This is a genomic window from Dyadobacter sp. SRI_021 (genome assembly GCF_057586235.1).
This window is the reverse complement of record NZ_JBYCZM010000005.1, coordinates 371,582-398,074: the sequence shown is the minus strand read 5'-3', so window position 1 is coordinate 398,074 and position 26,493 is coordinate 371,582. Positions and strand designations below refer to the sequence as shown.

Annotated in this window: 27 protein-coding genes; 10 read left to right on the top strand and 17 right to left on the bottom strand. The window is 44.3% G+C overall.

Annotated elements, in window-relative coordinates; genetic code table 11:
- Positions 1-9: 9 nt before the first annotated feature.
- Positions 10-1,488, top strand: a complete 1,479-nt coding sequence (locus AC2YIT_RS17825) for an FAD-binding oxidoreductase (RefSeq protein WP_487280061.1) — start codon at positions 10-12, stop codon at positions 1,486-1,488.
- A gap of 62 nt (positions 1,489-1,550) precedes the next feature.
- On the opposite strand, the gene AC2YIT_RS17820 is transcribed toward AC2YIT_RS17825, so the two are convergent.
- Entirely contained in the window at positions 1,551-3,869 is a 2,319-nt protein-coding gene (locus AC2YIT_RS17820; protein WP_487280060.1) for a ferritin-like domain-containing protein, read from the bottom strand.
- A 46-nt stretch (positions 3,870-3,915) separates the two neighbouring features.
- Positions 3,916-5,721: a sensor histidine kinase gene (locus tag AC2YIT_RS17815; RefSeq protein WP_487280059.1), complete on the bottom strand. Its 1,806-nt coding sequence runs from the start codon at positions 5,719-5,721 to the stop codon at positions 3,916-3,918.
- Between the two features lie 612 nt (positions 5,722-6,333).
- Between AC2YIT_RS17815 and AC2YIT_RS17810 the strand changes: the two genes are divergently transcribed.
- From AC2YIT_RS17810 to AC2YIT_RS17790, 5 genes are read left to right on the top strand one after another with little or no spacing between them, the layout of a single operon-like run.
- Positions 6,334-7,284: a hypothetical protein gene (locus tag AC2YIT_RS17810; protein WP_487280058.1), complete on the top strand. Its 951-nt coding sequence runs from the start codon at positions 6,334-6,336 to the stop codon at positions 7,282-7,284.
- Positions 7,285-7,321: 37 nt separating this feature from the next.
- Positions 7,322-8,659, top strand: a complete 1,338-nt coding sequence (locus AC2YIT_RS17805) for a S8 family peptidase (protein WP_487280057.1) — start codon at positions 7,322-7,324, stop codon at positions 8,657-8,659.
- A 30-nt stretch (positions 8,660-8,689) separates the two neighbouring features.
- Positions 8,690-8,980, top strand: coding sequence for a hypothetical protein (locus tag AC2YIT_RS17800; protein ID WP_487280056.1), 291 nt, complete (start codon positions 8,690-8,692; stop codon positions 8,978-8,980).
- 52 nt (positions 8,981-9,032) lie between these two features.
- Positions 9,033-11,027, top strand: a complete 1,995-nt coding sequence (locus AC2YIT_RS17795; RefSeq protein ID WP_487280055.1) for a hypothetical protein — start codon at positions 9,033-9,035, stop codon at positions 11,025-11,027.
- A gap of 10 nt (positions 11,028-11,037) precedes the next feature.
- The gene (locus AC2YIT_RS17790) at positions 11,038-12,504 is read left to right on the top strand and encodes a hypothetical protein (RefSeq protein WP_487280054.1); all 1,467 of its coding nucleotides are present in this window, start codon (positions 11,038-11,040) and stop codon (positions 12,502-12,504) included.
- 324 nt (positions 12,505-12,828) lie between these two features.
- Here the strand turns inward: AC2YIT_RS17790 and AC2YIT_RS17785 are convergent, their stop codons facing one another.
- From AC2YIT_RS17785 to AC2YIT_RS17765, 5 genes are all read right to left on the bottom strand, one after another.
- A complete protein-coding gene (locus AC2YIT_RS17785) occupies positions 12,829-13,815 on the bottom strand; it encodes a type II toxin-antitoxin system HipA family toxin (RefSeq protein ID WP_487280053.1) in 987 nt (328 codons plus the stop codon).
- Complete coding sequence (locus tag AC2YIT_RS17780) at positions 13,812-14,144, bottom strand: HipA N-terminal domain-containing protein (RefSeq protein WP_487280052.1); 333 nt, start codon at positions 14,142-14,144, stop codon at positions 13,812-13,814. The genes AC2YIT_RS17785 and AC2YIT_RS17780 overlap by 4 nt, the downstream gene beginning before the upstream one ends.
- Before the next feature lie 2 nt (positions 14,145-14,146).
- Positions 14,147-14,350 carry a helix-turn-helix transcriptional regulator gene (locus AC2YIT_RS17775; protein WP_090373383.1) on the bottom strand — a complete coding sequence of 68 codons (204 nt, stop codon included), beginning with the start codon at positions 14,348-14,350 and terminating at the stop codon, positions 14,147-14,149.
- A 408-nt stretch (positions 14,351-14,758) separates the two neighbouring features.
- Positions 14,759-15,316, bottom strand: coding sequence for an antirestriction protein ArdA (locus AC2YIT_RS17770; protein WP_487280051.1), 558 nt, complete (start codon positions 15,314-15,316; stop codon positions 14,759-14,761).
- Positions 15,317-15,694: 378 nt separating this feature from the next.
- On the bottom strand, positions 15,695-15,940 hold the full coding sequence (locus AC2YIT_RS17765) for a helix-turn-helix domain-containing protein (RefSeq protein WP_090373381.1): 246 nt from the start codon (positions 15,938-15,940) through the stop codon (positions 15,695-15,697).
- A gap of 172 nt (positions 15,941-16,112) precedes the next feature.
- Here AC2YIT_RS17765 and AC2YIT_RS17760 point away from each other — a divergent pair, with 172 nt between their 5' ends.
- Both AC2YIT_RS17760 and AC2YIT_RS17755 read left to right on the top strand, forming a co-directional pair.
- On the top strand, positions 16,113-16,904 hold the full coding sequence (locus AC2YIT_RS17760) for an RNA polymerase sigma factor (protein ID WP_487280050.1): 792 nt from the start codon (positions 16,113-16,115) through the stop codon (positions 16,902-16,904).
- A gap of 3 nt (positions 16,905-16,907) precedes the next feature.
- Positions 16,908-17,999, top strand: coding sequence for a nuclease/transposase family protein (locus tag AC2YIT_RS17755; protein WP_487280049.1), 1,092 nt, complete (start codon positions 16,908-16,910; stop codon positions 17,997-17,999).
- Positions 18,000-18,161: 162 nt separating this feature from the next.
- Here the strand turns inward: AC2YIT_RS17755 and AC2YIT_RS17750 are convergent, their stop codons facing one another.
- The 10 genes from AC2YIT_RS17750 to AC2YIT_RS17705 all read right to left on the bottom strand — a co-directional run bounded on the left by AC2YIT_RS17750 (position 18,162) and on the right by AC2YIT_RS17705 (position 24,583).
- Complete coding sequence (locus AC2YIT_RS17750) at positions 18,162-18,635, bottom strand: hypothetical protein (RefSeq protein WP_487280048.1); 474 nt, start codon at positions 18,633-18,635, stop codon at positions 18,162-18,164.
- Positions 18,636-18,690: 55 nt separating this feature from the next.
- Positions 18,691-19,536: a relaxase/mobilization nuclease domain-containing protein gene (locus tag AC2YIT_RS17745; protein ID WP_487280047.1), complete on the bottom strand. Its 846-nt coding sequence runs from the start codon at positions 19,534-19,536 to the stop codon at positions 18,691-18,693.
- A complete protein-coding gene (locus tag AC2YIT_RS17740; RefSeq protein ID WP_487280046.1) occupies positions 19,533-20,192 on the bottom strand; it encodes a plasmid mobilization protein in 660 nt (219 codons plus the stop codon). Before AC2YIT_RS17740 ends, AC2YIT_RS17745 begins: the two co-directional genes overlap by 4 nt.
- 264 nt (positions 20,193-20,456) lie before the next feature.
- The gene (locus AC2YIT_RS17735) at positions 20,457-20,981 is read right to left on the bottom strand and encodes a hypothetical protein (RefSeq protein WP_487280045.1); all 525 of its coding nucleotides are present in this window, start codon (positions 20,979-20,981) and stop codon (positions 20,457-20,459) included.
- Positions 20,974-21,672: a P-loop NTPase family protein gene (locus AC2YIT_RS17730; RefSeq protein ID WP_487280044.1), complete on the bottom strand. Its 699-nt coding sequence runs from the start codon at positions 21,670-21,672 to the stop codon at positions 20,974-20,976. Before AC2YIT_RS17730 ends, AC2YIT_RS17735 begins: the two co-directional genes overlap by 8 nt.
- Positions 21,669-22,040 (bottom strand): hypothetical protein, encoded by a 372-nt coding sequence (locus tag AC2YIT_RS17725; RefSeq protein ID WP_487280043.1) that lies wholly within the window; start codon positions 22,038-22,040, stop codon positions 21,669-21,671. The genes AC2YIT_RS17730 and AC2YIT_RS17725 overlap by 4 nt, the downstream gene beginning before the upstream one ends.
- A complete protein-coding gene (locus AC2YIT_RS17720) occupies positions 22,027-22,350 on the bottom strand; it encodes a hypothetical protein (RefSeq protein ID WP_487280042.1) in 324 nt (107 codons plus the stop codon). The genes AC2YIT_RS17725 and AC2YIT_RS17720 overlap by 14 nt, the downstream gene beginning before the upstream one ends.
- A complete protein-coding gene (locus tag AC2YIT_RS17715; RefSeq protein ID WP_487280041.1) occupies positions 22,347-22,616 on the bottom strand; it encodes a helix-turn-helix domain-containing protein in 270 nt (89 codons plus the stop codon). Before AC2YIT_RS17715 ends, AC2YIT_RS17720 begins: the two co-directional genes overlap by 4 nt.
- Before the next feature lie 106 nt (positions 22,617-22,722).
- Positions 22,723-23,481: a hypothetical protein gene (locus AC2YIT_RS17710; RefSeq protein WP_487280040.1), complete on the bottom strand. Its 759-nt coding sequence runs from the start codon at positions 23,479-23,481 to the stop codon at positions 22,723-22,725.
- A gap of 274 nt (positions 23,482-23,755) precedes the next feature.
- Entirely contained in the window at positions 23,756-24,583 is an 828-nt protein-coding gene (locus AC2YIT_RS17705; RefSeq protein WP_487280039.1) for a DUF2971 domain-containing protein, read from the bottom strand.
- A gap of 70 nt (positions 24,584-24,653) precedes the next feature.
- Here AC2YIT_RS17705 and AC2YIT_RS17700 point away from each other — a divergent pair, with 70 nt between their 5' ends.
- Together AC2YIT_RS17700 and AC2YIT_RS17695 are read left to right on the top strand one after the other, a co-directional pair.
- Positions 24,654-24,875 carry a hypothetical protein gene (locus AC2YIT_RS17700; protein WP_487280038.1) on the top strand — a complete coding sequence of 74 codons (222 nt, stop codon included), beginning with the start codon at positions 24,654-24,656 and terminating at the stop codon, positions 24,873-24,875.
- A 237-nt stretch (positions 24,876-25,112) separates the two neighbouring features.
- On the top strand, positions 25,113-25,949 hold the full coding sequence (locus AC2YIT_RS17695; RefSeq protein ID WP_487280037.1) for a hypothetical protein: 837 nt from the start codon (positions 25,113-25,115) through the stop codon (positions 25,947-25,949).
- Positions 25,950-26,493: the final 544 nt, after the last annotated feature.

Here is a 26,493-nt window from a genome sequence, read left to right as displayed (position 1 = left end):
TGAAGAAACATGGATGAAAAAAGCCAAATGCTTGAGAAGGAAGAATCTCGAAAATACTTCACATGGAATAATGGTGCAATGTTCCAACCCAGTATGTCGGACCTCATGCACGTTACCAAAGAAATGCTGGTTCCTGACGATTCCCCTGACATTACCATGTGCTGTGAGGACCTGGAAGACGTCAGACTGGCGCTTCGCATTTGCAGGGATTATAATCTTCCTCCTGTATGTAGATCCGGTAGACACAGTACTGCGGGGTATTCTTCTGGCCGAGGGCTTATAATTGATGTAAGCCGGATGAAAACGATACAGATCTTTCCAGATAAGAAAATAATGAAGGTAGAGGCAGGTGCGACAGTGGGAGAAATTGGTCGTGCGCTAGAGAGACACCGGCTTCACATCCCATTGGCTGGTTGCCATACCGTGGGGATAGCGGGCTATATGCAGGGAGGCGGGTATGGCTATACGTCTCGAGAATTCGGGATAAACAGTGACAATGTGATTGGTGTCACGGTTATGCTTGCTAGTGGCCAGGTTGTTGAAGCACACGAGTCGAGGAATAAGGATTTGTTTTGGGCGGTTAGGGGTGGCACAGGCGGGAATTTCGGCGTGCTGCTTGACATAACTTATAAATTACACGACTTGGGCCTAGTTTGGGCTTTTGCGCTTAAATGGAAGCTTGTGGATGCTCCGATTGCTCTAGTTGAACTTCAGGAGAACTATACAAAGAATTCGCGCTTTTCAAAAGTCAACTATCAGGCAGTGCTGGCGAGTATAGAGGGCTCCGATGGAAAAAGGGAGCCGGGCTTTGTTATGCTGGGAATGTATAGTGGAACACAAGCCGATGGAGAAGAAGCGATCGCTTCACTTATGAAACTGCCGGGAACCGAGTGTATTTTTAGCAAAAACTCGACATACGGAGCGCTAAATGACGAATTGTTTGGCCTTCTCAACCCTCCACCGAAAGGAAAAGACATAGTCTTGCTTCCTATTAAACGTTGTGGCTACATCTCGAAAAGACTTACTCTTGTGGAATGGACCAGTGTTGCCCATTTTTTTGCCACTACACCCAATGCTTTCAATCTCATTGCTATTGAACCTTACGGCGGTACAATACAGAGCTATCCGATTAAAGAGTCTGCATTTATACATCGGGAGGTCTTTATGGATCTCTTTGCTAATTCCTATTACGATACGAAAAATGTTGTCACTTCCGAGACTGAGGCGAGGCGGTGGTTCGCGGAATTTGAAAACCTGATGGCTAGCCATTACAGCGAGCATCGCTATCAGAACTATCCGATGCGAGGCTTTGACAATTATCGATGGGCATATTGGGGAGACGCATTTAACAGCCTCCTATTTGTGAAAAAAAAATATGACCCGCAAAACATGTTTAAATTTGAACAAAGTATTTCTCCCTGCCCTGCTGGTGGGGTTGTAAAATGCCCCGAAGCCCCTTCAATGTTTTCAGACCTGAAAATCGAATAGTCCTTTGCCCAATATTGTTCCCGGCTCTGGAATCGACCGGGAACGATATCGAAGAAGATTCGCTATTTCAGGTCGATTGGAATCTGAATACTCCCGTATGTAAACCCACAATGTGAGTCCGAATCAAAGAAACCCATATTATAGTCAATTAACCATTTGGTGCGGTAGTCTGTCGGATCTTCTTCTTTGAATTTAAATGGGAGATTCACTCCGTTCAAATCGATCTCTTGGCACCGGCTTAAGCTGTGCCTGTAATTGAAGTGAAAGAATAAACGGGTCCAACGTATAAAGCCGGGTACCGGAGCTCCGTCGGCGGAAGCCAGCGTCTCGTAGAGGCATTCTAGTCGATGTTTTATAGTAACGACTTCTACATCCTGCTCATTGTGAGTATACTGAAGCTCGGCCAAATCCTTCTCCAACAATGATATTCTTTTTTTTAAGAATTCATGAGGGGATGCATAACCAATACGGCTAAGATATTCCTTCGTTTTATCGATCTGAATAGCAGCGTCCCGGAAATATCTTCCAGTTCCCATACGTTGTGCACGACTCATGTCATCAATGGCTTTTCCGGAATTCACGGACTTTATCAATCGCACATTATCGGTCGTGACTATTTCTAGGTGAAATGGATCTATCGGTTCACCAACACCTGATATCAGGTTACTTCGCCCTTGAAACTGTGGGTCATTTAATAAATTCAGTTTAGCATTTAGAAATTGCGGAATATCTGTACCGGGAAGATTCAAATCGGTCGGCGGGTAAAGAATTTTCGCGTGCGTTACGGACACATTGACGCAAGGGCTGTGGGAGCGCATGGTGGGTTTATACTCCTGGAAACGAAGAATTCTGTCAAAATCTAGCTCCTTACCTACTGCAAAACTGTTTCCAGATACTCCTCGTTTGTTGTTAGCTCCATCTGGATCAGATGGTAGCCTTACTTGAAACCACCCCTGAAATTCCAGATGCAAAACGGCGGGGCTCCTTAGGTTCCATTCAAGCAAAGTTACCATGGTTGGTCTAATTTCCCTGGGCTTAAGATTCTCTGCATTTTCTGAAAATGTGAAGTCAGGATTAGGGTGATTCTTCACACCGAACAATACTCTACTTTCAAATTCGTCGATAAGAATGTGGAACGACTTAGTAATAAATGCAAAATCTGCTGCTAGAGCCGATATCTCAGGCCGGGAGGAATTTTTAATCTGAGTTAGTATCTCGCTGGCCGATTTTGCCAAGGTATTTAGGCGCTCTTTGCCGAGGATTAACGTAAGTTCCGGTTTGGGGATTAGGAGACTGCTCGGGCTAATTTCGAAGCCAGGTCCGAGACGCGCTTTTTCGCCATTCGCACCACGTACTGGAATCTGGGTCAAGAATTCCATCAATGGCCTAATGATTTCACTCATAAAAGGCAAGAAGACAAGCGATTCGATCGCTACTAGTTCCTCAGTTGTGCCACGTCGGTCGAATACCTGGTAAAGCCAGCATAACATTAACTCATAGGCACTATTGAAAAGTTGCAAAAGGCCGTAGGGGATACCCTCGTCAAGATCCTTAGATATTAGCGAAATGTCATTGATCAGGCAGAGCTGAATATCATCAGCAATACGAGTCATTGGATTGGGTAGCACATTGCGGCATGGATCGAATTCGCCATCGATCAGCTTTTCTTCCAGATATTCATTGTAAATACTCGAGAAAATGCGAGCATGGGCTCTTTCATCGTTGGCATCTGACCCTTCGCCCTGTTCCATGATAAGATCGATGAGCTTTCTAGCATCCCTGGCATTTGTGACGACATTATTAATTGGACTTCGGTAAGATATTTGGGTGGTTCGAGTTCCGTCAACAGGGCTGTACTGATCCTTATAGCTGATAAACATTTCGTCAGTGAATGCCGATTGAATGTCAGTGTACAACTGATGTAATGTACTATAATAATTCGGTTCAGGAATACCCATTTCGAGTAAGCTCTTGTGACCTTCTCGGGGAGGAGGCGCTTCGAACTTAATAAACGCCGCCATTCTGTTCGCGTCGAACTTTTCGAGCGTCATAAGAGCACCTACCGGGGAGTTCGTTTGCTTGTAAAAACGGGTTTTATTCGGGAAGTTGGGTCTTGTAAAGCTGGGAGAGCCACCCACAGAGATCATTAGATTTATAGCGTATGTTAGGTGTTGCATTTCCTCTCGGGCAACAAGTAATAGCTCCCTTTTCCATTTGCGTATCATTTCAATCTGATAGTATTCGCGTCCGTTGCCGGACAATTCTTCGGGATAAATTTTTAAAGATGCTGCGGCAAAAAGGTACTGACACATTAGGGTGTGTTCGAGTTCCGCCACCTCGCTCAAAGCATAAATTAATTCGGATCTGTTGTCAATAGCCATACAAATAGATTTGGTTTTTAGAACTTACAATAAAGGAATCCGCTATTTATCGAGGAATGACAAGCGTCGCGGTGGTCCCTTTCTTATTTTCACTCTCGATATTTATAGAGCCTCGCAGTAGATTTATGCGATTTTTAATGTTGTGAAGGCCAATTCCTCTACTGGAAATTTTGCTGAATGTTGAAGGATCAAACCCTTGGCCATCATCCCGAACTTGAATGAGTAAGTTATCCTTTGAATACTCCATTCTGACGTCGATTGTTTTAGCATGTGCATGTTTAACAATATTTTGCAGTAACTCCTGCATCATCCGAAACACAACAAGATCCTGATTGCCCGGAAGACGATAGCTTTCGTGGTCGATGGTTAGACTAGTTTTGTACCTTTTCGTATTTCCGAGCATATAAAGTTGATGGCGTAGTGCATCTTCCAATCCGATTTCGTTGATAAAATCAGTATTCAGTGATCGAGACAAGTTCCTCAAGTCGCTGATTGCATCAGAAAGTAAATTTCGTGCATCTTCTAAGGCTTGCTTCGTCTCGTTGGATTGGTCTTGAATTGCGTCAATATCGATGACTACGACTCCGAGGACCTGACTGACATTATCATGCAGTTCCTGACTGATCTGTCGGAGAATTTGTTCCTGGATCTTATGTTGCGAGTTGACCAATTCTTTTTGGAAGTGTTCATTTTCTCTTTTCAGAGAATTTATTCGGTCGGCGAGAGCGAATGACAAAAGCAGCACCTCGGTCATGTGCCCGATGAAAATGCAGTGTGTGGTGAAAAAGTTACTCGTGATGACATTATTTATTGTAAGCAAGAATGTCATTGTAAAAACGGCGAAAAGAGTCCAGGCACTGAGGAAATATCGCGCCGACCTGATGCCACGCTTCAAGCTGTCGATACCAGCATAAATACAAAATATGCATATCACCAGACTCAAAGCCTGAGCTGGGCCGACGGACATTGCATATGACCCAAAGATATTAATTAGGGCAATGAAGAGAAAAGCCACTATAATACCTTGCGCGCTGAAATAAAGTTTCTTTTCTCGTCTGGATATATTCAGGAAGTCCAGTGTGAAAAAGGTGATAAATATATTCGTGGCACAGATTAGAACGACAATATTTTTATTGATGGCAGGTATCGACGGCCAAATAAACTGAAACGCAAAACCTTGAATACTTAGATAAAATGCAGTAGACCCGATTACATAAAGTATATAGAATAGATAACGTCTTTCGCGGACTGAGAGATAGATAAAAAAATTGTATATCAGCGCAAAGATCATTACACCAACATAGATCCCCCAAAAAAGATAATGTATTTCACCGCTCTCTACCAACTGTTCCTTGGAGGCTATCGCCATTGGAATCTGAAAGTTGAAACCTGTGTTCGCTCGGATGTAAAACGTATATATAATTCCTCGTCTCAGATTGAGAGGCAATATCAGGTTCTCCGTGTGGATGGGCCGTTTGTGAAACGGATGGCTAAATCCCGAACTGAAATATTTCTTGTGGTAAGTCCCCTCACTACGGTATATTTCTAAGTTTTCAATCAATGGGGCCATGACTTCTAGGTAAAAATCATCTTTTCCTAATGTTCTTACATGAAATTTTATCCACACTGTATAAGGAATAAGGCCCAGATTGAGGATCTGGTCTTGGGATCTGATGAAATGTTTACGAGATATTTGGTCGACTTGCGACGTGCCCATACTATCCACAAAATATTCAAGATGTTCTCCGATCAATGTCCGCGACTGGGGATGAGCCGTAATCACTGATTGTGCAGTTGTGACTACCGGTAAAGAAACAAAAATACATATGATGGTGACGAACTTAATTTTCATTTTGAGAGGAGTGGTAAGGAGGGACAGTGTATTTTGCTGTGGGCTGAACAAAGTCAACAGGAGTCGTTTATTTCCGTTTTTTCCTTTGTTCGCATGTCAAGTCTAGGTTATATTTTAAGTATTCGAGTTGCCTAAACACGGTATGCATCTAATCTGTTCGGTTGACACCATGCGTGTTCAGATTATGATTTAATCAAGTCCAGATTTTTGATGAGGAAATTATCAAAAAAGAAAGAGAACTTAGCTACTGCTAGCAAAAATTGATTCTGCGGTATTGGCTGGCGCTAAGTATCAATAGCCTGACCGTTTATTTCCCCTTCCTTTCCGGAAAACTACGGTAGTGAAAAGGGTATTTGCCACGGTGACAATCCAATTGATATCTGTCAAATTTGTGCATGCAGCAGTTTGATGAGCTTGCCGACATAGATCCATAATATACCCATAGCTGGAATATTCAGCATGGTAGATACTACCTTTAAATTAACATGAATAAGGCGACGTATACATATACCAGTTCAAATTTTAGATGCTTGGTTCTCGGCTTACACCGCACAATCATAGATGGGGCCTAGATTTTCAAGGTATAACAATAAAGTTTTAATACTTCTACCTATGCTTATACTGATCATTTTGCTGATGGCAGCGGGTACACTAGGAGGCCTGCTCAGTTACTTGGTGTTCTTCAAAGGTTTGCGAATGCCAGGCGATTCAACTACCAATGCTCCTTCATTTAATGTTCAAGACGCTCCTAAATTCCTTGCTCAGCTACTCGATTTATTGAAGAGGCATTGGGAACTAGCAGCTTACCTGCTGATGGGAATGGCCGGAGCACTCCTTGTTCCGCTCATAAACGAGTGGGTAAATGGATTAAAAGGAATTGAAGACTTGATGCCCAAGAGCACAGCAAATCTTAGAGCGCCGGCCGAACTCAAACTAAGTGGATGGAAACAATTTTTGGTCTTTGACTATGGGATAGTCTTTGGGTATAGTGCTAACCGTCTGTTCGGAAGTTTGACAGGTGCGGTGATTTCTCGACTGGCTAATTTCACGCCTAAACCAGGAGATACTAATATTCCATCGGTTAGAGCCGATTTTGGATTGGAATCGATCAACTTGACCCTTGGTCAGAAGGTTCCTAACGTTTCAGAGACTGATAATTCCGCATCTGGCCCGTTTCAGGCTGCAATTTTACGAGGAAGCCAAGAGTTCAATTCCTTGGTTGAAAACAAAAATGCAAAGATCGTTTTCAAAGACGAAGAGGGTGATGGATACGATAGGTGGATGACGCCTCTGCTAAAAGAGCAGTTGGACCTACTGGCTGATTCGGTGCAATCTGAATGGGGAGGAGCGGTAAAACTTCGCGTAACGGAAGCCTGGGATGACAAAGGTGAGCACTCTAGCAGCAGAAGTTTACACTACGAGGGGCGGGCAGCGGATCTTACCACGAGCGATCTGGACAAATCTAAACTTCCCCGATTAGGCAGGTTAGCTGTCGAAGCTGGCTTTCATTGGGTTTACTATGAAAACTTGCTACATGTACATGCATCTGTAAAAAGAACATAATTAAATTCTTTAAATCCCATCATAAACCATCAAAGTCATGACTATCAATGCACCAAAAATAAACCGTCGCCCAAATACGGTACTTATTGAGCTTAAAGCCCCCAAGAATGCCCCATTCGCTATGGCGGCAGGCAGCTCTATTGCTGGGTTAACCCAATTAGGAATTGAAACGGACAGCGCTTTCGCAGCAATTAAGATAAAACCTACCAACGCGCAAAGACTGTTTATGAATCTTAATAATGAAGATAATCAGCACTTACTGATCAGAGCTAAGTCACTCACTGACGATCAAAGAGCTACCACTCTCAGCAATCCTGATGTTGTGGCCATTTGGTCCGATGCTATCGTTGAGCCCTTCGCATGTCCTATTCCTCCATGCGACTGTTCACCAAGTACTCCGCGTGGGAATTTGGATAATGTCGCAGACTTTCTAGGTGTAACCGCATTAAGAGCGAAAGGAATACATGGTCAAAATATGGTCATTGGGATTGTGGACGGAGGAATTACTGCGAAAGGACGGGTGTTGGCAGCCGGAGAGACGCCGGCGGCATTGATAAATAATGTGATAGGCGGATGGCCATCAGACTGGGGAACGGCAGCACGTGGATGGAACTACCATGGTAATATGTGCGCAACTGATGCATTAGGGATGGCTCCTGATTCAAAAATATACGATTTGCGAATTGCAAGTCCGGATGTTCCCGGTATGCTGTCGAACGCTATTAGTGCATATCGGTGGGCAATCAATCAGTATAAGGTCAACGGTACGCCTCATGTGCTGTCAAATAGCTGGGGCATGTATGAACCGGCTTGGGCACCCGACTATGTGAATGATCCAAATCACCCTTTCTCGCGTATTGTTGTGGAAGCCATCGAAACAGGTATAATAGTTTTGTTTGCGGCTGGTAACTGTGGAGATACATGTCCCGATGGACGATGTGGGTCTTCGGTTGGCCCAGGAAAAAGTATTTGGGGCGCCAATGGACACCCTAAGGTTATTACAGTTGGAGCGGTCAATGTCAATGGAGAATTTGTGGGATATAGCAGCCAGGGGCCGGCATCCCTTGACCCGCATAAACCTGACTTTTGCAGCGTTACGCATTTCACTGGATATTTCAATTCGGATACCGGTACATCTGCTGCAACTCCTGTCGCTGCCGGAGTGGCAGCGCTGTTAAAGCAGGCTGTACCGACACTGACACAAGCCCGGCTTAAAACTGCCCTTAAAAGTACAGCAACGGATATAGGTCCTGCTGGTTGGGATCAACATTCTGGCGCAGGCATTATTTCAGCGATTAGGGCGTATGATTCACTGATGCCTCCTGTAGCCTCAGTAGCGAGTAACGCTGACGTGGCTCTAGTAGAGCCGTTTTAGTATTTTCTTTAAGTTTGCTAAAAACGGCCTATGTTGTTGACAATCAAAAAAAAATCAGCCTCGAATGGAGAAACAAAGTCGGTAAGTAAAGATTATGATTTCACATCAGGTGAGTTGAAAAAACTTTTTAATGAAATCAAATTAAACCATTCTTCCGATTTTGGGCAGTTTTCTATGATATATGTGGATCCGGATGAATATTATTTAGAGGGGGGGGGGATGACTACCAAATTCAAACCGCAGCTTTGGCCAACCAAATATCAAAAAATTATTGAAACGTTCATGGAAGATTTGGAATCTTCTGAAAGTGATCGAACATGATGCTTACTCGACGAGTTTGCCCTAATAGGAAAATGATTCTCTAACACACCTCATGGAAAAGCAAAAGAACTATCCTACTCCGGTCTTCAGGAGGTTGAAAGGGTATGCCTTCGACCCATCGTTTTCCTCAACATTGAGTAAAAGACAGAGTAATGAAGTGATTTATAAAATTCCCTGGGAGGAAACAGGGACAGGACCCTGTGGGGAATATGTCGAAGTAATAGACTACGATCCAACCAAGCAATGCTTCTACAAAGCAATTTCTTTACAAGATCCACTTGTACTGGCTGATCATGGCCTTAATCTTTCAGAAGGCGATCCCCGATTTCACCAACAGCAGGTATACGCAGTTGTTATGAACGTAATCCACCAATTTGAGAAAGCTTTGGGAAGGAAGATCATCTGGTCCCGAATTGTTGATTCGGAGGATCAGGAAGGGACGACATCTTCTGGGCATTATGAACATCAATTTGTGCCTAAACTCCGTATTTATCCTCATGCTATGAGACAGCAAAATGCTTTTTACTCACCATCTAAAAACGCTTTGCTATTCGGTTATTTCAGGGCATCCAGTAATTGGAATGGGAACAATGTCCCAGGAGCGACTATTTTCACTTGCCTGTCTCCCGATATTGTATCTCATGAAGCAACCCATGCTATCCTACATAGTTTACATCCCTATCTTACGGAAAATACAAATCACGATATGTTCGCATTTCATGAAGGGTTGGCGGATATCATCGCGTTGTTGCAGAGATTTACATTCAGGACCGTGGTCGAAGACCAGATTCGCAATTCGCGTGGGGATTTACTTTCCACTGAAAATATACTAGGAGACCTGGCAATCCAATTTGGACAAGCAGTTTCTGGTAACAGGCGCGCGCTTCGTAGTTTTTTGATAGAGAAAGACAAGAATGGAAAATGGCAGCCCGGTCAACCGGATCCGCAAAAAATCCACCAGGAGACAGAGCCGCATAATCGCGGGGCTATCCTAGTGGCAGCTGTTTTCGATGCATTTGCCCGACTGTACAAATTTAGGGTGGCCGACCTGATCAGGCTTGCTTCGGACGGCACAGGCGTTTTGGAACATGGGGAAATCGATCCTGACTTGGTGAAAAGGCTTTCGAAGGAGGCGTGCGAAATTTCTGAAAAGTTAATGCATATCTGTATCCGGGCGTTAGACTATTGCCCGCCTACCGATCTGACGTTTGGCGACTATTTGCGCGCGCTCATCACCGCGGATGTAGAACGAAATCCTGATGACGAAGAAGGTCTTCGTTTCGCAGTAATGGAGTCTTTTCGTAACTGGGGCATAATTCCTGAGGATGTGAACACATTTTCGGCAGAATCCCTGGAATGGCAATCTCCCGATGAATATGTTTCTAATCAAGCGCTGCTAAACGAGTTTAAGGAGGATATCGTAAACTGTTTTGACCCGGACCGCGCCAAGACTAACAGTAACCGCCAGGGAAAAGACGCATTGAATAGTATTGAGAAAATACTTCGCGAAAATGACCGGGGCAAAATCTTCAATGAATCACGACGTCTATGTGCAGCCGTGCATAGTATTTTCGAGGGCAATCTGGAAGGCAAGGAGAAGCTTCTTGGAATGGACTTTGGAAAGATCTCTTACGATTGCGTAAGTCTGGATGAAAACGGCAATGAAATTTCTGTCTCCCTTTCTACCAAAGTCGAGCGTGACAAATTTCAAGTGTTTAAATGTCGGCCGCTTATTGTATCGGACCTAAGTTCCGGAAATACAATTAAGACGATGATTATCACTTTTCTGCAAAAAGTTTACGTTGATCTGACAGGCAGTCGATACCAGGGTTATTTTAAAGATGACATATATGCTTTTCGTGGAGGGGCATCGATGATCATCGATCTGGCGACATTAGACATCAATTACATCATCATGAAAAGCGTGAATAATGCGGGCAGACTTGTCAGCCAGATTGAGTATGCGGTCAAAGCATCTAGCTTGGGAGATAATAACGCATTACTAATGCAGTCCGAGGAGCCATTTTCAGCATTGCATTTACACTAATTCATCTAATATGTCAGTCACAGCAACAATCAGAATGTACAACCAGAAGAATCTGGGGGATTGTTTCCTACTACACTTTACAAACGAGGATCAGGAGACTTATCTTCTGATAGATTTTGGGTCCTATGAGGGTGACAATACCTACCGGGAAGTCCAAATAGCCGAGAGTATCAAAAGTACGGTTGGAGACAAAAAGCTGACTATGGTACTTACGCACCAGCACAAAGATCATTTAAGCGGCTTCTTGCACGCCGGTGACATGCTTAAAGGAGAGGAAAGGGAATTGTGGTTGTCATACCTGGACAGTGAAAAAAGTAAGGAGGGGCAGGCAATTAGATCGTTGACCGAGAAATACTGGAACAAGAACAAGAAAATAAACGAGCTCATCAAAACTCAACTTGACCCCGATGGTCTTATAAGTTCAATGCAGAGCCAAAAGGCCGGTTTGGATTTATTTGCGGAAACCCAAAGTGGGGGATGCGCCCTGAGCAAACTACTGGATATAGCTCAGCATAACGTACAATTTCTCACTCCGGGTGAATCTTTTTATTTGCCAGGTACGGGTAATGGAGTTAAAGTGTACGTACTAGGCCCTCCTTTTAATGAAACGTCGCTTAAAAAGCTTAATCCGGACAAGACAGATGCCGTAGTTGGACTGGACATGGTGATGGACTTCGCCAATATTGATATTGCTAGCACGCTGATGTTGGATGCTCTACAATTGGCGGTTGGGAGAGAATCGTCGACGGAGAGTGATTTTCCGTTTGCTAAGAGGTATGTTGACATTGAACTTGCTAAACCTGCCAGCATCGGACCTTCATTTGAAGAAAGCACGACAAGAAGTACAGCCGCTGCGGAATCGGCTTCCGATTCCAAATCAGTTAAATCTAACATCAAAGACTTGTATGAATCAGAGCCATGGCGACGTATAGACGCGGAATGGCTCGGGGAAACAGGCAGGCTATCGCTTCATATGGATTCGCTCACCAATAACACGAGCCTGGTTCTAGCATTTGAATTGGTAAAATCCAAGAAAGTGCTTCTTTTCGTGGGAGACGCACAGATCGGTAATTGGAAAAGTTGGATGAATCTAAAGTTTGACAATTCCGAGGTAACCGGTAAAGATTTACTGTGCAGGACAGTTTTGTACAAGGCGGGACATCATTCGAGCCACAATGCTACGCTGCGAGAAGGATTGGATCTGATGAACGATAAGGAGCTAACCATTCTGATCCCGGTTAATGAAAAGGTAAGTACCGAGAGGAAATTTGCGATGTTGAGACCCGATATGTTGAGAGGTTATCATAGAAAGAGCAAAGGGAGAGTGTTCCGATCTGATACCATCTTCCAGGACGGCAGTCGGTTTGTTCTAGAAACTCCGTTTGTTGACCAAGCGAGCGTAGGCGACACGCTTTATGTATTCTCAGACAAGCCTGATGAAGATCATCTATATATCGAAGTAAAAGTAAAGGATTAGATCTTTGTTAAACTTAAATTGCTCCAATATTCTGGTGGAACTTGGGAGTGCGATCATTACTTGCTTAGGTTAGTGGGATGTTCGACGAAACAAACTTTCATTATAAAGTTTTTTGGGGAGCGAGGGATTTGAACGATTGATTTAACGGACTGACAATCAGCAAGACCACGATCTTGTAGAAATCTCTTCCATGACGCACGGAAAACTCAAAATTCTGATAGGTCTATGTAGTGTAATGTATTGACTATTAGACGTTTGAATATTTTGAGTATTAGCTTGTTACATTGAGATTGGGTCGCGGATGCTAGACATGGGTGGCTATTTTCAAACCTTGGCAAGCCTCTTCAGCCTGGTCTGATATGCCTGTAGGTAATTTCTTTTGGAACGATCATTCAAGAATGAGACCTTGACCAAGCTTTCGACCTTTTTCGAATTTGAAAGCATCGTGTTGAAGATGGATGTAATCGATTTCGTATTCAAGCCTGCTTGCTCTCCAAGTGTATGGAATCGTCTGGCAATATTCCCCTTTGATAGTTGAGCGGGCAAGAGCCCATCTTCCAGCGCGAAGTCGGAGTCATTTACATGAAGTCGGCTGTTAAGAAGATCATACGCAGGACTGAGCCTGAAATCACCCATGCCGGTTTCAATTATCGAAAAGTTCTTAAAATGGGCGTCGCCATTTGAAAATAGATAATTGAACATGATTAGTTGAAATAGTTTGGGCGATTCTAGTCTATAGATTGGAAGATATTTCTTCATTACGTTGAAGAGGTCCAGATAGTTACCCAGATACTTGTAATGTTCCCCGTGGGTCTGAGGACTTCTGTTGGCCAAAGCCGCGAAATCCTCTACCGCCTTCTTTTTATTTCCGTCATGGACATCAAAGCGCTTGGTCAGATATGCGGGTTTACCGTTTTCAAAGAAAATAAGTGCATTGTCTGCCGTTTCAATGCCATAAACCTGGCGGGCTATTTGCATCGTCAAATGTTCATTGGCTGGCATTTGATCTGGATTACTACCGATGGTGGGTATCGGTTTAAGGATGTGCGTTCCCTGCTCGCCCTCTCCAACCAATCTCAACTTACTCTTGACCTGAATTATGGAAAATTTTTCTTGGACGCCGGAAATTGACACTCGCCTTTGGCTCTGCAAGAACGCTATGTTAGCAAGGCCCCCGGAAGCTGGCGAGTCATACGGTAATACATGTGATACTTTCGCCCCATTGAACATTCTTTTCAGGCATGGTCTGCTGTAAGTATCATAGCCTTCGGCTAATGTACCCGGACAGTATTTGATAATAGGTATACTCATGCCGAGTCATTTGTCCGTTTGACTGTGACAGCTCCAATTGCGTCGTACTGCGCAACGTTCAGTAAAAGCCCAAAATAGTCGTCCTCGTCAATTTTTAGGGACCTGCAGATAACATGCTTGTTAACGCCCTCCGGCAACATATTAGCAAAGAAGGGAAAAAGAGTTTTGGCGTTATACACCTTGACTGATTTCGGCAAAGTGAGGCTAACAGGAGGTTTCTGGCTGTTTGCTATCCAGGCATCTTCGTAGGTGAAACTAAACGAACCATCGTTATGCTGCATTAGCTTGCCAGCAACTTCGCCTTTGTACATAATTTCCGCCTCCCTCATAGCTATTGATCCATCGATTTGATTTGTAGAACGAGCTGCATTCCGAGTACATCCGCAACTTTCTCTAATGTGATGATGGTAGGATTTCCCTTTCCGCTTTCTAGCTGTTTCAATGTTCTCAATCCAACACCTGACATATCGGCAAGCGTTTCCTGGGTTATATCAAGAAGTTTTCTTCGTTCCTTCAATATGCTACCAAGATGCATTGCCCTTCCCGTTTGTAAAACCTATTATTCAAATATACGCTAAAAAGTGCATTAAAGCGCTCTTTTCGATGTTGAAAATTGTTATTGGCTGATAAAAGATGGCAAAAGTGCGCTATGTTGCACTTTTGAAAAAATACTTGCGAGCTTTTCTGAATGGGTTTTACCAGAGGGGGGAAATTGAAATAGAAGAATATTCGCATTCTATAACTGACGCTACTTTTCGAAGAAGTCGTCAAGCAATACACTTCAAGTTGATCCATCTGTGTTTACAAAATTTCCGAATGAAGCAGGCAGAGTCTGTTTGCAATTCGCGAACAGAAAACTCAACTATAAGACATCTTGCATAAAATGATCTAGTGATTGAGTGCGACAACTTGACATCATCAGTTACCGCACTCAATCTCTTAATCAATAATCTGCAAAAACATGACCTTCATATTCACTGTACCCTTCTAAAAACAAGTCTCTGGCGAAGGCTTCGTAGTCAAAATATTTCTCGAGCGCGGATGGCACACCGGACAACAGTCCTGTTTCTTCGACGTATTGATAGGCGTATTCAAGCTTTGGATCTTTCATTGATCCGCCAAAGAATCCGCGGTAGCTTTCCCGGAAACTTTCAAGTTGGTCTTCCAGCTCATAGCGATTGTTTGGCCAATAGTTGATCTGTTTGCAATAAATCTCGAATGCTTCGGCAGTCTCGTCGTCCATTTCACTGATGGTTTCAAAGTAGCCGAACGCTTCTTTGTGAAGGCTGCATTCAGATATCAAAAAATCCGGGATGTTCTCCCAATCTTGGAACATCAGCTCTGGATCTAGTTCATTTCGATGAAATTCGTGGCAATCTCGCAAGAATTCTTTTAGATCTGAGTAGTCTGTCAGGTCAAACCATTTACCGAATAGCGATCCATTGTTGTACTGGCTGTAGGTTCCCACATAGATTTTAGGAGTACTTTCAAGATTTCTCATGATTGAAAGGCATTTAAGTAGCTAAGGCCCGGCTTTGTGCTCAGGGCAATCGCTGCCTTCCACTCAATGAAAAAATGACGGGGCTCGTCCCCTTGGTAGCAAGCCCATCCGGCGGTTTAAGGTGCGGCTGGCTGATGCGGGATCAGCTAAAAAGCCGGATGACAAAGTGTAGGCTTGCAACCGTCTTTTTTTACTTTGTAACTTTCGTTTGCACTGAACACGATCTAGCCGATGTCCTTCGAGTAGCCACCGACTTAGCCCCGTCTCCAGCTTTGACCATATGTAAGCTATATGTTTGTAGCAGTCCCAATATGGATTTGTAGGAGCGACTGAAAGTGCCAAGTCGATTTGCAATTTTATGACCCGAACACAATCCGATTATTGTAACGTCTTTTCAGGTAAGAAGTCCCTGGGAGAGAGATTGAAATACTGGGCCAACTTATCAATGTGTTTGAGATTGTATTTAGCCCGATGATTGGTGCTTTCCGCATTACTGATGAATGCTTTTGTAGTTCCAAGAATACTGGCAATATCCTCTTGAAGCAAATTATTAGTCACACGTAGTTCCCTGACGTAGTCGATTACGTACTGTTCTATTCTGCCAATGTTGTCTTGGTCCTTCATGCTTGGGACGAAGTACGGGAAGCGTAAAAATTTTCAGTACACACATGTGTGTCTTTTGGTAACTTTCGATATATTTGTTTTAACAATCGTTCGCATAACGTGTGCATATGAATGATTGTCGGCACTCATAGAGTTGCTATTTTCTTTTGTTGCCCAAGTTATCGTAAATGCTATGGCCCTTCATGAACTCTCCAAGACGTCCGCTCGTAACGAGCAATACCTGCTGCTTTTCCGCAGCGGTAACGAGCGAGCACTTGATTATTTTTACAAGCGGACTTATGACAGCCTACTTTACCTTGGTAGAGGGTTGGTTAATGACGAGTTTCTGGTGAGCTGCATCCTGCACGAGTGTTACCTAAAAGTCTGGGCACATCGAGATAAGATTGAAAGCCTCTCTCACGCATACCGGTTTATTCGCCTCAACCTTCGTTGGCAGGTGTTAAAGCAAGTGCAAAAACCGGCATACCAGATATACCGGAAAATGACAGAAATAGACCACTTGGAACCTTTCCTGGGTGAAAAGCCAGATGTGGATAGCTACTTCGCGGACGGCACTGAAGGAAAGAGGTTGGAAGAAATCTCGAAAGCGATCTCATTTCTGCCCAAACAGCGTCAGTTGATAGCCAGCCTTCATTTCAGGGACGGGCACAGCGCACGCGAGGTGGCGAAAAGAATAGGAGCCAGTACGCTGCATGTGACCAGCGAAATCCAAAAAGCCATAGAGGAGCTTAAAAAAATGGTAGTGCCCCGCACGACCGTGTCTATAAGGCAAGCAAAGCAGTCCGATCCTTACGATCATATTCTGAGTACCGAGCAGGCTGCGGTCTTCGAGCTCAGACAAGACCAGAAGAAATCTTTTGCTGACATCGCCTCCATGCTAGGCTATCCGCAAACCCAGGTACAGCAGCACTACATTAAAGCATGTCAGCTTGTCAAAAATCATCGGAAACAAAATGGACGATAGATCATGGAAAAGCTTTTCACCACGCGGAAGATCCGGGTCTTGATCGATTCGGACGACATAGATCAGAAGAACAAGATTATCGATACCCTCTACCAATGGCGCTACATCTGCTTCAAAGCCGCCAACCAGATCTATACGCATCATTACGTCCAGCAGCAACTCAGGGAGATGCTTTATTTGACCGAAGGTGTAAGGGCCAGGCTTTCTGACATCAAGAAGGACGAGTATGGGATACTTTCTACGTCACGGATGAACACGAGCTATCAGGTGCTTGCCCAAAACTATAAGGGCAGTATCCCGATGCACGTCATGAGCGCCTTGAATGGAAATTTGGTTGCCAGTTTTAACAAGATGAGCAAGTCGCTTGCTAGCGGTGAAAGCACATTACCAAGCTTTAAAAAAGAAATCCCGATCCCATTCAAAGGAACCGATGTCAAGAAGCTAAGAAGCAGCAAAGAAGGGGCAGTGTTTCATTTCTCGCTTTTTGATATTCCGTTCAGAACATACCTGGGGAAAACAGGCCATGACAAGCGGGAAATGCTTCAAAGGCTACTCGCTGGTCAGGTCAAGCTTTGCACCAGCTCGCTGGTGCTTGACAAAGGAAAGGTTTTCATGCTCGCTGTTTTTCAGACAGAATGGGAAGGGCAACAGCTTGATCAGGATATCATAGCAGAGGCGAGCTTGTCGCTGGATTACCCGATCATCGTTTCAGTCGGCTCCAAACGATATACAATTGGAAGCAAAGACGAGTATCTCTATAAGAGACTTGCGATCCAAGCTGCCATCCGGCGGAAGAGAAAGGCAATGGCCTTTATGAATCAAGCCAGCCGAAGGCATCTCAGGAAAACGAGCATCGATCAGCTGATACAATCCGAAAAGCGGTATGTGTCGCACAAGCAGCACGTATACAGTAAGAGGTTAATTGATATATGCCTTAAAAATAAGGCAGCGACTCTTCTGCTGGTGGACCAGACGGAGAAGGAGCAGCAGGCAAAGGAAGACCCGTTCCTTTTCCGGAATTGGGGTTATTATGGCCTCAAACAAAAGATAGAGCGCAAAGCCGAGAAGGCGGGAATTGCTGTGCTAGTAGAATGAACTTTCACAGAGGCTGCTTGTACAGCCGCAGGATGAAACCACTGGTGGTTTCATTAAGTGCCCAGGGGCACATACAACTGGGTTAGCTTAATTATCAGTAAACAAACGTGGCCCCAAATCAAGCAGGTAACCGGTCCCAGTTACCTGCATTTTTATGTAGCTCTATTCTGCATCAACCGAAGCCTTAGGCTTTCTGACAGGGGGCTTTCCGGTATACTCAGGTTTTGGCGCTTCGGTTTCGATGACCAGCTCGAAGCCTTTGGTATTTTGATCAAAATCAAAGGTGGAAATCTTGAAGATCAGCTTTTCGCTTTCGAAGTTGACGTTACCTTTTTTGAGAATAACGGCTAGTGGAATTACATGGCCTCTGCCACTTTTCTCAAAGGAAAAAGTTTGATCGGAACCCGCTGCCGGAACAAGATATACGGATTTGATTTTTCGCTTTCCTTCCTGGGTTCCAATTTTGAAATGGGTAGATTCAGGATCAATTCCCAGGTCGCGTAACGCGGATGCCGGGAAAACAAGCTTGCCGGAATTAGAAATGTAACCTGTCGGAAGTGGTGAGGCCTTTTCAACCGCTTTGGTTTTGGAGACGTTTTCCTCCGGGGAAAAGAATTTAATTGCTTTCAGTTTCATAGGTGCAATTGGTTATTTTAGGCTAAAATAGGTTATTCTCCACGAAAACCCGTATTCATAAGCCCAGACCGTGTTTTTTCTGTTTTTTGAGATTGGTTTTTAGCTCTTTTTTGAGGCCGATTTCCAAATTTTGAGCCAGCCTCTTTTCAAGAGAAGAAAGCGAATAATCACGGCCCAAATCAGAACCCTTGATCTTAATTTTCTTCTGCATATTAAAGAATGCAATGCCGCGCCCGATGTAAGATTTATATCCCACAGTCATCAATTCTTTTTTAAGCTCATCAATGGATTTTACGTTATCTAACAGCTTGTCAATCGTCTGCCTAAGCTTCAAATGTGCATGGTCGGTTACTGATAGTTCCTGTGTCTTTCGCTGGTTGATGCGCATATCAGGTGCTTGGACTAGTCCCAATTTATGCTCCATTTTGCGAGAGAATGTCCCGATCCGGGCGTAGTTCTTAAAGTGATCGGCTGTATTTTTCCCGTTATGGTTGAGCCGGTTTCCAACGATATGAAAATGGTGATTGTTTGTGTCCTCATGCTTGAAGACAAGCATTTGGTTCTCTTCAAATCCAAACTCCTTGGCAAACTCAGTAGTGATGCTGGTGATGGTCTCGTTACCGGGTCTTTCGCCCGGCGCGAAGCTAAACGATTGATGCCAGATGTATTTAGTCAGCTGCGTATTCCTCGAGTGATTATCCTCAAATTGTTTGATCAGGTAATCCAGGTCTAGTTTTCCATCTGGCTGTATTTTAATTCCCAGGTTCTGTATGTAGACCAGTTCTCCACGGACTTCTTCTATGTCCAGCTTTCTTTGCATTTTCGCTGAAACCTTTTTGTCATAGTAGCAGTACTCGATAAGCCTTTTGGCGCTACTGCCCAAACTTGCTTTCCCAATCATACCTTCATCTTTTTAAGTACCGTGGTAAGAGCACTTTCAATCTCGTGATGGACAGCGCTGGCTTCAGTCTTCACTACTTTCCAGGCCGGTTCCAGTTCTAATAGCGGGATCTGGTAGTAAGCTTCGTATTTATCGAGCAGCTCACGCGCAAGCCGGACGTTCAACCGGCACTCTTCAATAAGTTGCTGCTTGCTTTCAAGCTCGTCAGGAAACAAGGACAGAAAATTTACAAGCTCATTTAACCATGAGCACAGGCTACCAAGTGACTGCTTTATGCTACGGATCTCAAAGGATTCAAATACCCACAAGGTGATGAGCTCAGCAAGTAAGCGGACACGCTGACTGCTCTGTTGCCACTGTGCGGAAAGCATCTGCTGATCTTTGGTCTTTAAGACTGCCAGAGACAGGATACCTGAAAGCTGTTCCAGAATTCGGACTGTGTCAGCGACCTGTTTTGGGAGCGATCTTTTCTGCGGCTTTTTAAAAGGGACGTCCAGCGCCAGTGTCAAGAAATACTGACTGGCGGAAAGCCCACTTTTCGATATGATCTGATTGATCTGGCTTTTCTGTTCAGCACTCACCCATACTGAAAAATGTTCTCTTTTGGCAGTGCCCTTTTCCTTGGGCGGTCTGCCTTTTTGTTTCTGATTTTGCATATGTCTTTTGGGATTAGCTATGAGCCGGTAGGCGAATAGCAGGGGTCCAGGGGTTTCTCCTGGCCAGCTCCGCCGGGGAGTCGCTTTTTGCGACGTACCGGCGATAGCTGGCTAGGGAGAAAACCACAGCCCACGTTCGAAACTGTTCGAAAGCGTTCGCTTCCGTTCTAAAAAATTCGGATTTGTTTGAAAGTGTTTGAATTCGTTCGAAAGCGTTTGAAGTTGTTCGCTTTTGTTCGAATCTGTTTGAAAAACAGGCTGTCTTTAGCGGCTACCTAACGGTACTAACACCCGTTTACCCTGGGAGTCATAGATGTAGTGTTTGCCGATCTGAGGCTGACCTTTCTTAGGTAAAGGCGTTAGTTGGAGGTACAACATCTTATCGTACTCGACGATTTTTCCTTGCTCCATGATCTGTTTATAAGCCGGTGCATTCTGGTACTCGTCCAAAATTCTTTGCCGCTCTACATACTGCTGCCCGTGACGTATTAATACATAGAACAAGACCGCAATGACAATCCCTGCAATAGAGTAAGGGGCGCTTACGCCTAAGCCATAGAATAGCGCTTGGTTACGGTCTTGAAACTGCAAGAACCGTTTCCTGCCTTTCAGCTCCAATGCGGCCCGGTCGATGGCTGCAATGGATTTGCCGACCCTGATTTCCAGACTTTGGAAATGTTCCTGGGTTTCGGTCAGAAACAACGCGGACCAGTCATCGATCTCGTGTCCGTACTTGGCCGCATATTTGCCCCTGGTCTGGGTAAGACGATTGGGTTCTGAACTATTCATTGCTGAAATTTTCTTTAAGTTCCTTTTTCAGTCTGAGTCTTGCGCCTGGTGGATAATCTTTCAGCGCATAGCCGTTACGGATACCATCGAGGATCTGTCCGCCCAAAAGTGAAGCTGGTTCAAAGTCGCCAAAGCGTCTGAGGTCAAGTCCGAGTGCGGTGCAGTTTTCTTCGAGCTCTCTGGACAGGCCTGGAAACTGGTTAAAGCCAAAGAGGTTTTGCCAGATCACGATTTCAAATTTCGACCCTAATGCTGCCCTCATTTTTTCCAGAAACTGTATGCTGGCCAGATACGCCCCGCCGCCACCAATGATGATATGGAAGACGGCCTTAATACCTAGCTCATCACACCATTCCTTTAAATCGATATCACGCGTGATCAGTGCCGGTAGTTGCTCACTTTCCGGAGCCCCGAAATCCATATACACTTTCTCGAAGGGGCTATCTACCAGGCTTTCTACATAGCCAATGAATAGATCACGCATTAACCTTTCTCGATTGTCCAGCAGGGAGAAGGCTTCAAATCGGTCTTGTCCCAGAAAGGCGAGTTGCCTGGACGAGGTTTTTGTTGAGCTGTCAAGGTCGACAAAAAGAGAAGAGTGTTCCGCTTCCGAAAGTGCCCTCAGATAGGTATGCAGGCTTTTGCCTACGCCGCCTTTGGCCTGGACGATAAAATGGAATTCACGTTTCATTGTTTGGTTGAATGTTTTGATTTAAACTTAAATTGGTCTTCCAGTTTGATTTCATCCGGATCGGTCACCTTGAAAACACTGGGTTGAATGTTCTCAGCGTCTTGCGGTTGATCCGGCTTACGTATTGTCTTATCCACGGCCTTGTGAATCTGCCCAGTCTTTTTTTCCTTGAAGTAAAACCGGCAGTAGCGAACATCTTCTGCTGTGATAAGCCCTGGCCTGCCCAATTTAGCGCTGATTATATCCGCGATTCTGGCACGCGTGAGGCTAGCAAATATGTCTTCTCGAAAGAGCCCCACCAAGGCCTCTCTGCGTTTCCGGTCTTTCTGTTCGAAGAGCTCGATTAACAGCTTCTCATCGATCATCATCCGAAGAAACCGTAGTTCCGGTCAATACTATACGACTACCCTGTTGCGGGTGAAAAGAAGGATGATAGTCCAGGTAGCCATAGCTGATCAGCTGCCGCAAACATTTGTGATAAGTCGCTCCGGATTTAATCCTGGAAAAACCCATCAGCTTCCGGCGACTGGCATAAAAAGGGAGTTGCGTAATCCCTTTGCCGTAGTAAAGAAGCGCGGTATAAAGGCTGATGTGATAAGAGTTCAGCCGGTCATCGGATTTGACGGCTTCAAGTATCGCCATGTCCATGGCGGCGCTTTCGTCGTTGAGCCTTTTCATCGCTTAGAGCCGTTTGGGTTAAGCATCGCAGCAATGTCCCGCTGGCTGTAAAAGAAGCACCCACCGATCTTGGTAAACCGAAGATGCCCCTGGATGCGAAGGTTCTGCAAGGTGCCCGGTGAAATGCTTAACATCTTTCTTACCTGGGCACTCCTAAGCCAGGTGCTATCCGTCGGCTTATCTTGCGAAAGGATTGATTTGAGCTCTGCAATGATTTCATTTTTCAGGTTTTGCAGATCCTCCCTGGTGATCATCTCTACATTCATTGTTCTGCAAGTTTATTGTGAAACATTCCGGCACGATGGTCGCCGGCCGCTTGCAAAAGTGAACGGGAGAGGGCTGATTCCAATGACCAAACTTAGCAGCTGGTCATCAGCAGCCTGGCTCCGAGCCGGTCAGGATAATTTTAAAGAGCCTTAGATGCTCTGGGACCTCGATTTCTTTGCTCGTCTTTTCTTTCTGAACGGGGAAATAATTGCGGGCCGTTTCGATGGGGATGGGCTTCTTGTCGTGCGTGAAATATTTACTTACCAGTTTGTACCAGCCGCTTTGTTCCTGAAAATTGAAAAGCCTACGCTCGTCAGGAAGCACCAACGCTTGTAGTTGATGGATGAGGTGAACGAAAGTGGGGAGGTGCTTGTCGCGAATATCGATCTTGGTCTTTGTCTCATAACGACGAAACGCGTCGAGTTCTTCCTTGAGCTTGATGATTTGCTGTTTAAGTCCGACGATTTCTTTGTTGTTTTCTGCAATAACCACTTCCAAGGCTTGTGACGAGTTCCACTTGTCGATCGAGTGGAGAAAGGTCTGGAATGTTCTTAATCGCTCAGTCTGTTGTTTCGCGCGTAGTGCTTTTCGGGAAAATGGATCGATGAGCTTTAGTTGTGCAATCCGCGTTGAAACGATATCAGAAACGTAGCTGTGAAAATCGCTCTCAATGCCTGAGGCATTTTGAAGGTAGTGGCGAAGATGGAAATCGTAAAAGTCAGAGAAATCGTCTTTTCTGAGCTCGCAAAGCTTTAAAAAGAAATGATTGTCGTGAAAAGAGCTCCTGATCAGTGGCGTGCCAATTTCGAACTGGTTCGGTCTGAAATTCCAAGGATCGCGGATTTTAAAATAGGAGTGCACCATGGTCTTTTAACCATAAGTTACATATCGCTGTAGAAAAATGCAAGTAGGATTAGCTATAACGGCTATCGGTCCGGATGCACGGCCGTTTACTTACGCGTTATATTCGCGGTCTTTTCGAGTGCAATTCTACTCCGTCCTGAATGTGGGGAAGCTTACAGTCTCAATCGGTTGGCGTTTTCTCGCCGTAGGATTCTCATCATCTTTTGTATTTGCAGCGGCCTCTGGCCGGCAGACGATTCTATATCACCACGACAGCAACGCTACAAGTCGCATTTTACCCCAGCTTGATTTCTGAAAAGCGCATTGCGAATTCTAGCGGATCAAAATCTGTTTTGAAAAGTTTAATTCCTTTCTCCACAGCTCTCTTTTTTAATTTTTCTATGTCTTCTTCTTTAATCCTGCTGCCCATGTAGATGGCTGTTGGTTTGGGAATTTGAAGGTGTCCTGGCTCTGGCAAGACAAACGAGGCAGTCATTAGCCTCCATTCTTTTTCGTAACTCCACACATCAAACTTATAAAGGGAGCACATCATTAAAACAAATGGATTGACATAACTTTCATTCAAATATGGCCTGGTATCGAATAGCGTTTTTGAGTAGATCACTGGATATAGAAAGCACTTTGGAGGCATTGATGTACTTACCAAGTCCGTCAAATCGTATTCGACGCAGATCCCTTTGTGATGATTTGAATAATGAGACCACATCAAAATTGAATCATTAACCTCACAAAAGCAGGCAACCCGCAAAGATTTACGCAGGTTTTCCATGTTGTCCCGATGACGAGCCATCTCATATACCTGTTTCTCAAACTTAATCGCGCTAAGCACTTCAGGTGTTACTCCTAATTCTCTTAACTCATCTTCCCAACTAGGCTTCATAGTTTCAGAAATCAGCGAAGCTGATGAATCGTATGGATCATTAAAATCGGATGGATTGGACAGCCATATAGCCTCCCTATCAAGACTATCAAGCGTATATTCGGAGACTGTGAAGTGTTTATAAAGCTTTTTCGGGATATGAGGGATTAATACAGTTTGTGCTTTTCGGATATCTCCTACTTTCAAAGCCTCAATAATCTCGCTTTTCCAATCATTGTCCATAGATACATCTTTAAGAGAACCTTTTACAAAGAAACCCTGTTCTCTGGATAAATACTACAATTTTATACCTTTGAAAGACCTTCTGGAAACGATATCTGCCATTGATACGATTGTCAAAGTCGTTGGCTGGGTGCGCACGTTCATTAGCTGGTATATCAAATGGTTTAAATCAGAACTGGTCGAGCTAGACCAAAGCCGCGCTATCTATATGAATGCTTTAAAAAAAATGCTACGGCGACCAAAGTTTACAAAAAGCCAAATATCCTTTGGTGTGGTCATGACCTCTTTTTAGAGTTTTTCGTAATACACCTTTTTTGAAAACCCAATTTTGATGGTTCGACAAAATAAAATACTGATCTAAGAAGCTAGTCGTAACTTGCGTATATAGATAATAGATTTGGATTTTTGAACCAACACAATGGTTGTTGTAATATCGCGAGTCCAAAGGGTAACATGTGGTATTGACCAGGTAACAGCACTCATCATATGCATGCCATGCATAGTATCCATCCTTGAATTCGTGTCTTTCATGGGCGGTTTTGTGCCATTGACACCGACGGCGAATTTCTCGGACTGCAATAGCGCTATATCGGTCCCGGAGGCGTTAACGCTTTTGCAGCTGTTTCCTAATGCGGCCTGGGTGGAAGTCGACTGCGACCGCGCCGGTAAGTGGGTTTTGATTAATACGACAAATTCTTGTAATTTAGAAACGCCGGGTCATTTTCGACTGTCGGCCGTTTACAAAGAATATTTTAACCTATACGATTTTATGAGTACTAATTTGCCGAAAGCGCAAGGTGAACTAAACCGAGCAAAGGACGACATTGAGCAAATGAAAAATGCCTCTGGGTTTGAGGTTTATGAAAAGAGTTGGAGTGACTTTCTGAATCATTTGGATAAGGCGTGGAATAAAGCCAATGCGGAGACGTTATCTATCCCGAAAGCGAAATTTGACCCTTTTAAAGGTCAATACGTAAATAAGAGGAAGAGTGATCAACTTTTAAAATATCTTGACCAAGCAAGAAATTCGGACACACATTCTGTGCAAGAAATTATTGAACAACAACCTGAGACTATTATAATCGGTCCTGCTGAGCCAAACAAATTTATTGATTTCAAGAGCATTACGATAGATTTGTGTGAAAAAACAGTATCTGAATACGATGGGCCTGCTGTGCAAGCGGACTTTATACCACCATGTATCCATGCTATTGCTGTGACAAACCACGGAACAACTTTTCAGCCACCAGTTGAACATTTTGGAGTACCGTTAACCAAAGAGAAAGACCCTGTGGAAATTGCTGAGCTTGGTCTTGCCTTCTACCAGGGGTATCTAGATGCAATTGAAGCAAAGTTTTTTAGCTGAAAAGGGACTTGATTCGGTGGTCGGACTCTCCATAGATCACGGTTTTGCCTTAGAAAAGGTAGATTACCGAGGCAGTAGGAAATTCCTGAGTATATTTTCCTACTGCCTCTGAATCGGAAATCACCTTCTTTTTACGAACATAATTCTTGTCATATGGTGGAAATGCCTGACAATTTTATCCTCAGTTGGGAGGGTAAAGAACCTTACCTTGTCCTAAATGACTATGGTCGGGCAGAAATTGTTCGAAATCATTTTCACGTCGACCAGACAGATTTCAATATCGCGACGATGCCGCGGGGCTTCATTTCAAGCGACTTGAAAACATAGAAAAGGCTAAGCAGCTTGAAGTTTCCTATAATTGGTGTCGTTAGGCAATGGAGAGATTGTAAGGTCTAACCCATCTCGACATCCTTGCATCCGCTCGGAGAAAGAAGCCAGGTTGCCCGTCAACCGTTGGATGATCTCGGTGCGGTCAGTTTATAGCCTAAGGAGTGGCACATCTCGGGTAAATGACACATCAGATCAAGGGACGTATGTCACTTAC

Excerpts from the sequence above, each read along its gene's own strand:
- AC2YIT_RS17825 (WP_487280061.1), top strand. The coding sequence starts at position 10 with ATGGATGAAAAAAGCCAAATGCTTGAGAAGGAAGAATCTCGAAAATAC.
- AC2YIT_RS17820 (WP_487280060.1), bottom strand. The coding sequence starts at position 3,869 with ATGGCTATTGACAACAGATCCGAATTAATTTATGCTTTGAGCGAGGTG.
- AC2YIT_RS17815 (WP_487280059.1), bottom strand. The coding sequence starts at position 5,721 with ATGAAAATTAAGTTCGTCACCATCATATGTATTTTTGTTTCTTTACCG.
- AC2YIT_RS17810 (WP_487280058.1), top strand. The coding sequence starts at position 6,334 with ATGCTTATACTGATCATTTTGCTGATGGCAGCGGGTACACTAGGAGGC.
- AC2YIT_RS17805 (WP_487280057.1), top strand. The coding sequence starts at position 7,322 with ATGACTATCAATGCACCAAAAATAAACCGTCGCCCAAATACGGTACTT.
- AC2YIT_RS17800 (WP_487280056.1), top strand. The coding sequence starts at position 8,690 with ATGTTGTTGACAATCAAAAAAAAATCAGCCTCGAATGGAGAAACAAAG.
- AC2YIT_RS17795 (WP_487280055.1), top strand. The coding sequence starts at position 9,033 with ATGGAAAAGCAAAAGAACTATCCTACTCCGGTCTTCAGGAGGTTGAAA.
- AC2YIT_RS17790 (WP_487280054.1), top strand. The coding sequence starts at position 11,038 with ATGTCAGTCACAGCAACAATCAGAATGTACAACCAGAAGAATCTGGGG.
- AC2YIT_RS17785 (WP_487280053.1), bottom strand. The coding sequence starts at position 13,815 with ATGAGTATACCTATTATCAAATACTGTCCGGGTACATTAGCCGAAGGC.
- AC2YIT_RS17780 (WP_487280052.1), bottom strand. The coding sequence starts at position 14,144 with ATGAGGGAGGCGGAAATTATGTACAAAGGCGAAGTTGCTGGCAAGCTA.
- AC2YIT_RS17775 (WP_090373383.1), bottom strand. The coding sequence starts at position 14,350 with ATGCATCTTGGTAGCATATTGAAGGAACGAAGAAAACTTCTTGATATA.
- AC2YIT_RS17770 (WP_487280051.1), bottom strand. The coding sequence starts at position 15,316 with ATGAGAAATCTTGAAAGTACTCCTAAAATCTATGTGGGAACCTACAGC.
- AC2YIT_RS17765 (WP_090373381.1), bottom strand. The coding sequence starts at position 15,940 with ATGAAGGACCAAGACAACATTGGCAGAATAGAACAGTACGTAATCGAC.
- AC2YIT_RS17760 (WP_487280050.1), top strand. The coding sequence starts at position 16,113 with ATGGCCCTTCATGAACTCTCCAAGACGTCCGCTCGTAACGAGCAATAC.
- AC2YIT_RS17755 (WP_487280049.1), top strand. The coding sequence starts at position 16,908 with ATGGAAAAGCTTTTCACCACGCGGAAGATCCGGGTCTTGATCGATTCG.
- AC2YIT_RS17750 (WP_487280048.1), bottom strand. The coding sequence starts at position 18,635 with ATGAAACTGAAAGCAATTAAATTCTTTTCCCCGGAGGAAAACGTCTCC.
- AC2YIT_RS17745 (WP_487280047.1), bottom strand. The coding sequence starts at position 19,536 with ATGATTGGGAAAGCAAGTTTGGGCAGTAGCGCCAAAAGGCTTATCGAG.
- AC2YIT_RS17740 (WP_487280046.1), bottom strand. The coding sequence starts at position 20,192 with ATGCAAAATCAGAAACAAAAAGGCAGACCGCCCAAGGAAAAGGGCACT.
- AC2YIT_RS17735 (WP_487280045.1), bottom strand. The coding sequence starts at position 20,981 with ATGAATAGTTCAGAACCCAATCGTCTTACCCAGACCAGGGGCAAATAT.
- AC2YIT_RS17730 (WP_487280044.1), bottom strand. The coding sequence starts at position 21,672 with ATGAAACGTGAATTCCATTTTATCGTCCAGGCCAAAGGCGGCGTAGGC.
- AC2YIT_RS17725 (WP_487280043.1), bottom strand. The coding sequence starts at position 22,040 with ATGATGATCGATGAGAAGCTGTTAATCGAGCTCTTCGAACAGAAAGAC.
- AC2YIT_RS17720 (WP_487280042.1), bottom strand. The coding sequence starts at position 22,350 with ATGAAAAGGCTCAACGACGAAAGCGCCGCCATGGACATGGCGATACTT.
- AC2YIT_RS17715 (WP_487280041.1), bottom strand. The coding sequence starts at position 22,616 with ATGAATGTAGAGATGATCACCAGGGAGGATCTGCAAAACCTGAAAAAT.
- AC2YIT_RS17710 (WP_487280040.1), bottom strand. The coding sequence starts at position 23,481 with ATGGTGCACTCCTATTTTAAAATCCGCGATCCTTGGAATTTCAGACCG.
- AC2YIT_RS17705 (WP_487280039.1), bottom strand. The coding sequence starts at position 24,583 with ATGGACAATGATTGGAAAAGCGAGATTATTGAGGCTTTGAAAGTAGGA.
- AC2YIT_RS17695 (WP_487280037.1), top strand. The coding sequence starts at position 25,113 with ATGGGCGGTTTTGTGCCATTGACACCGACGGCGAATTTCTCGGACTGC.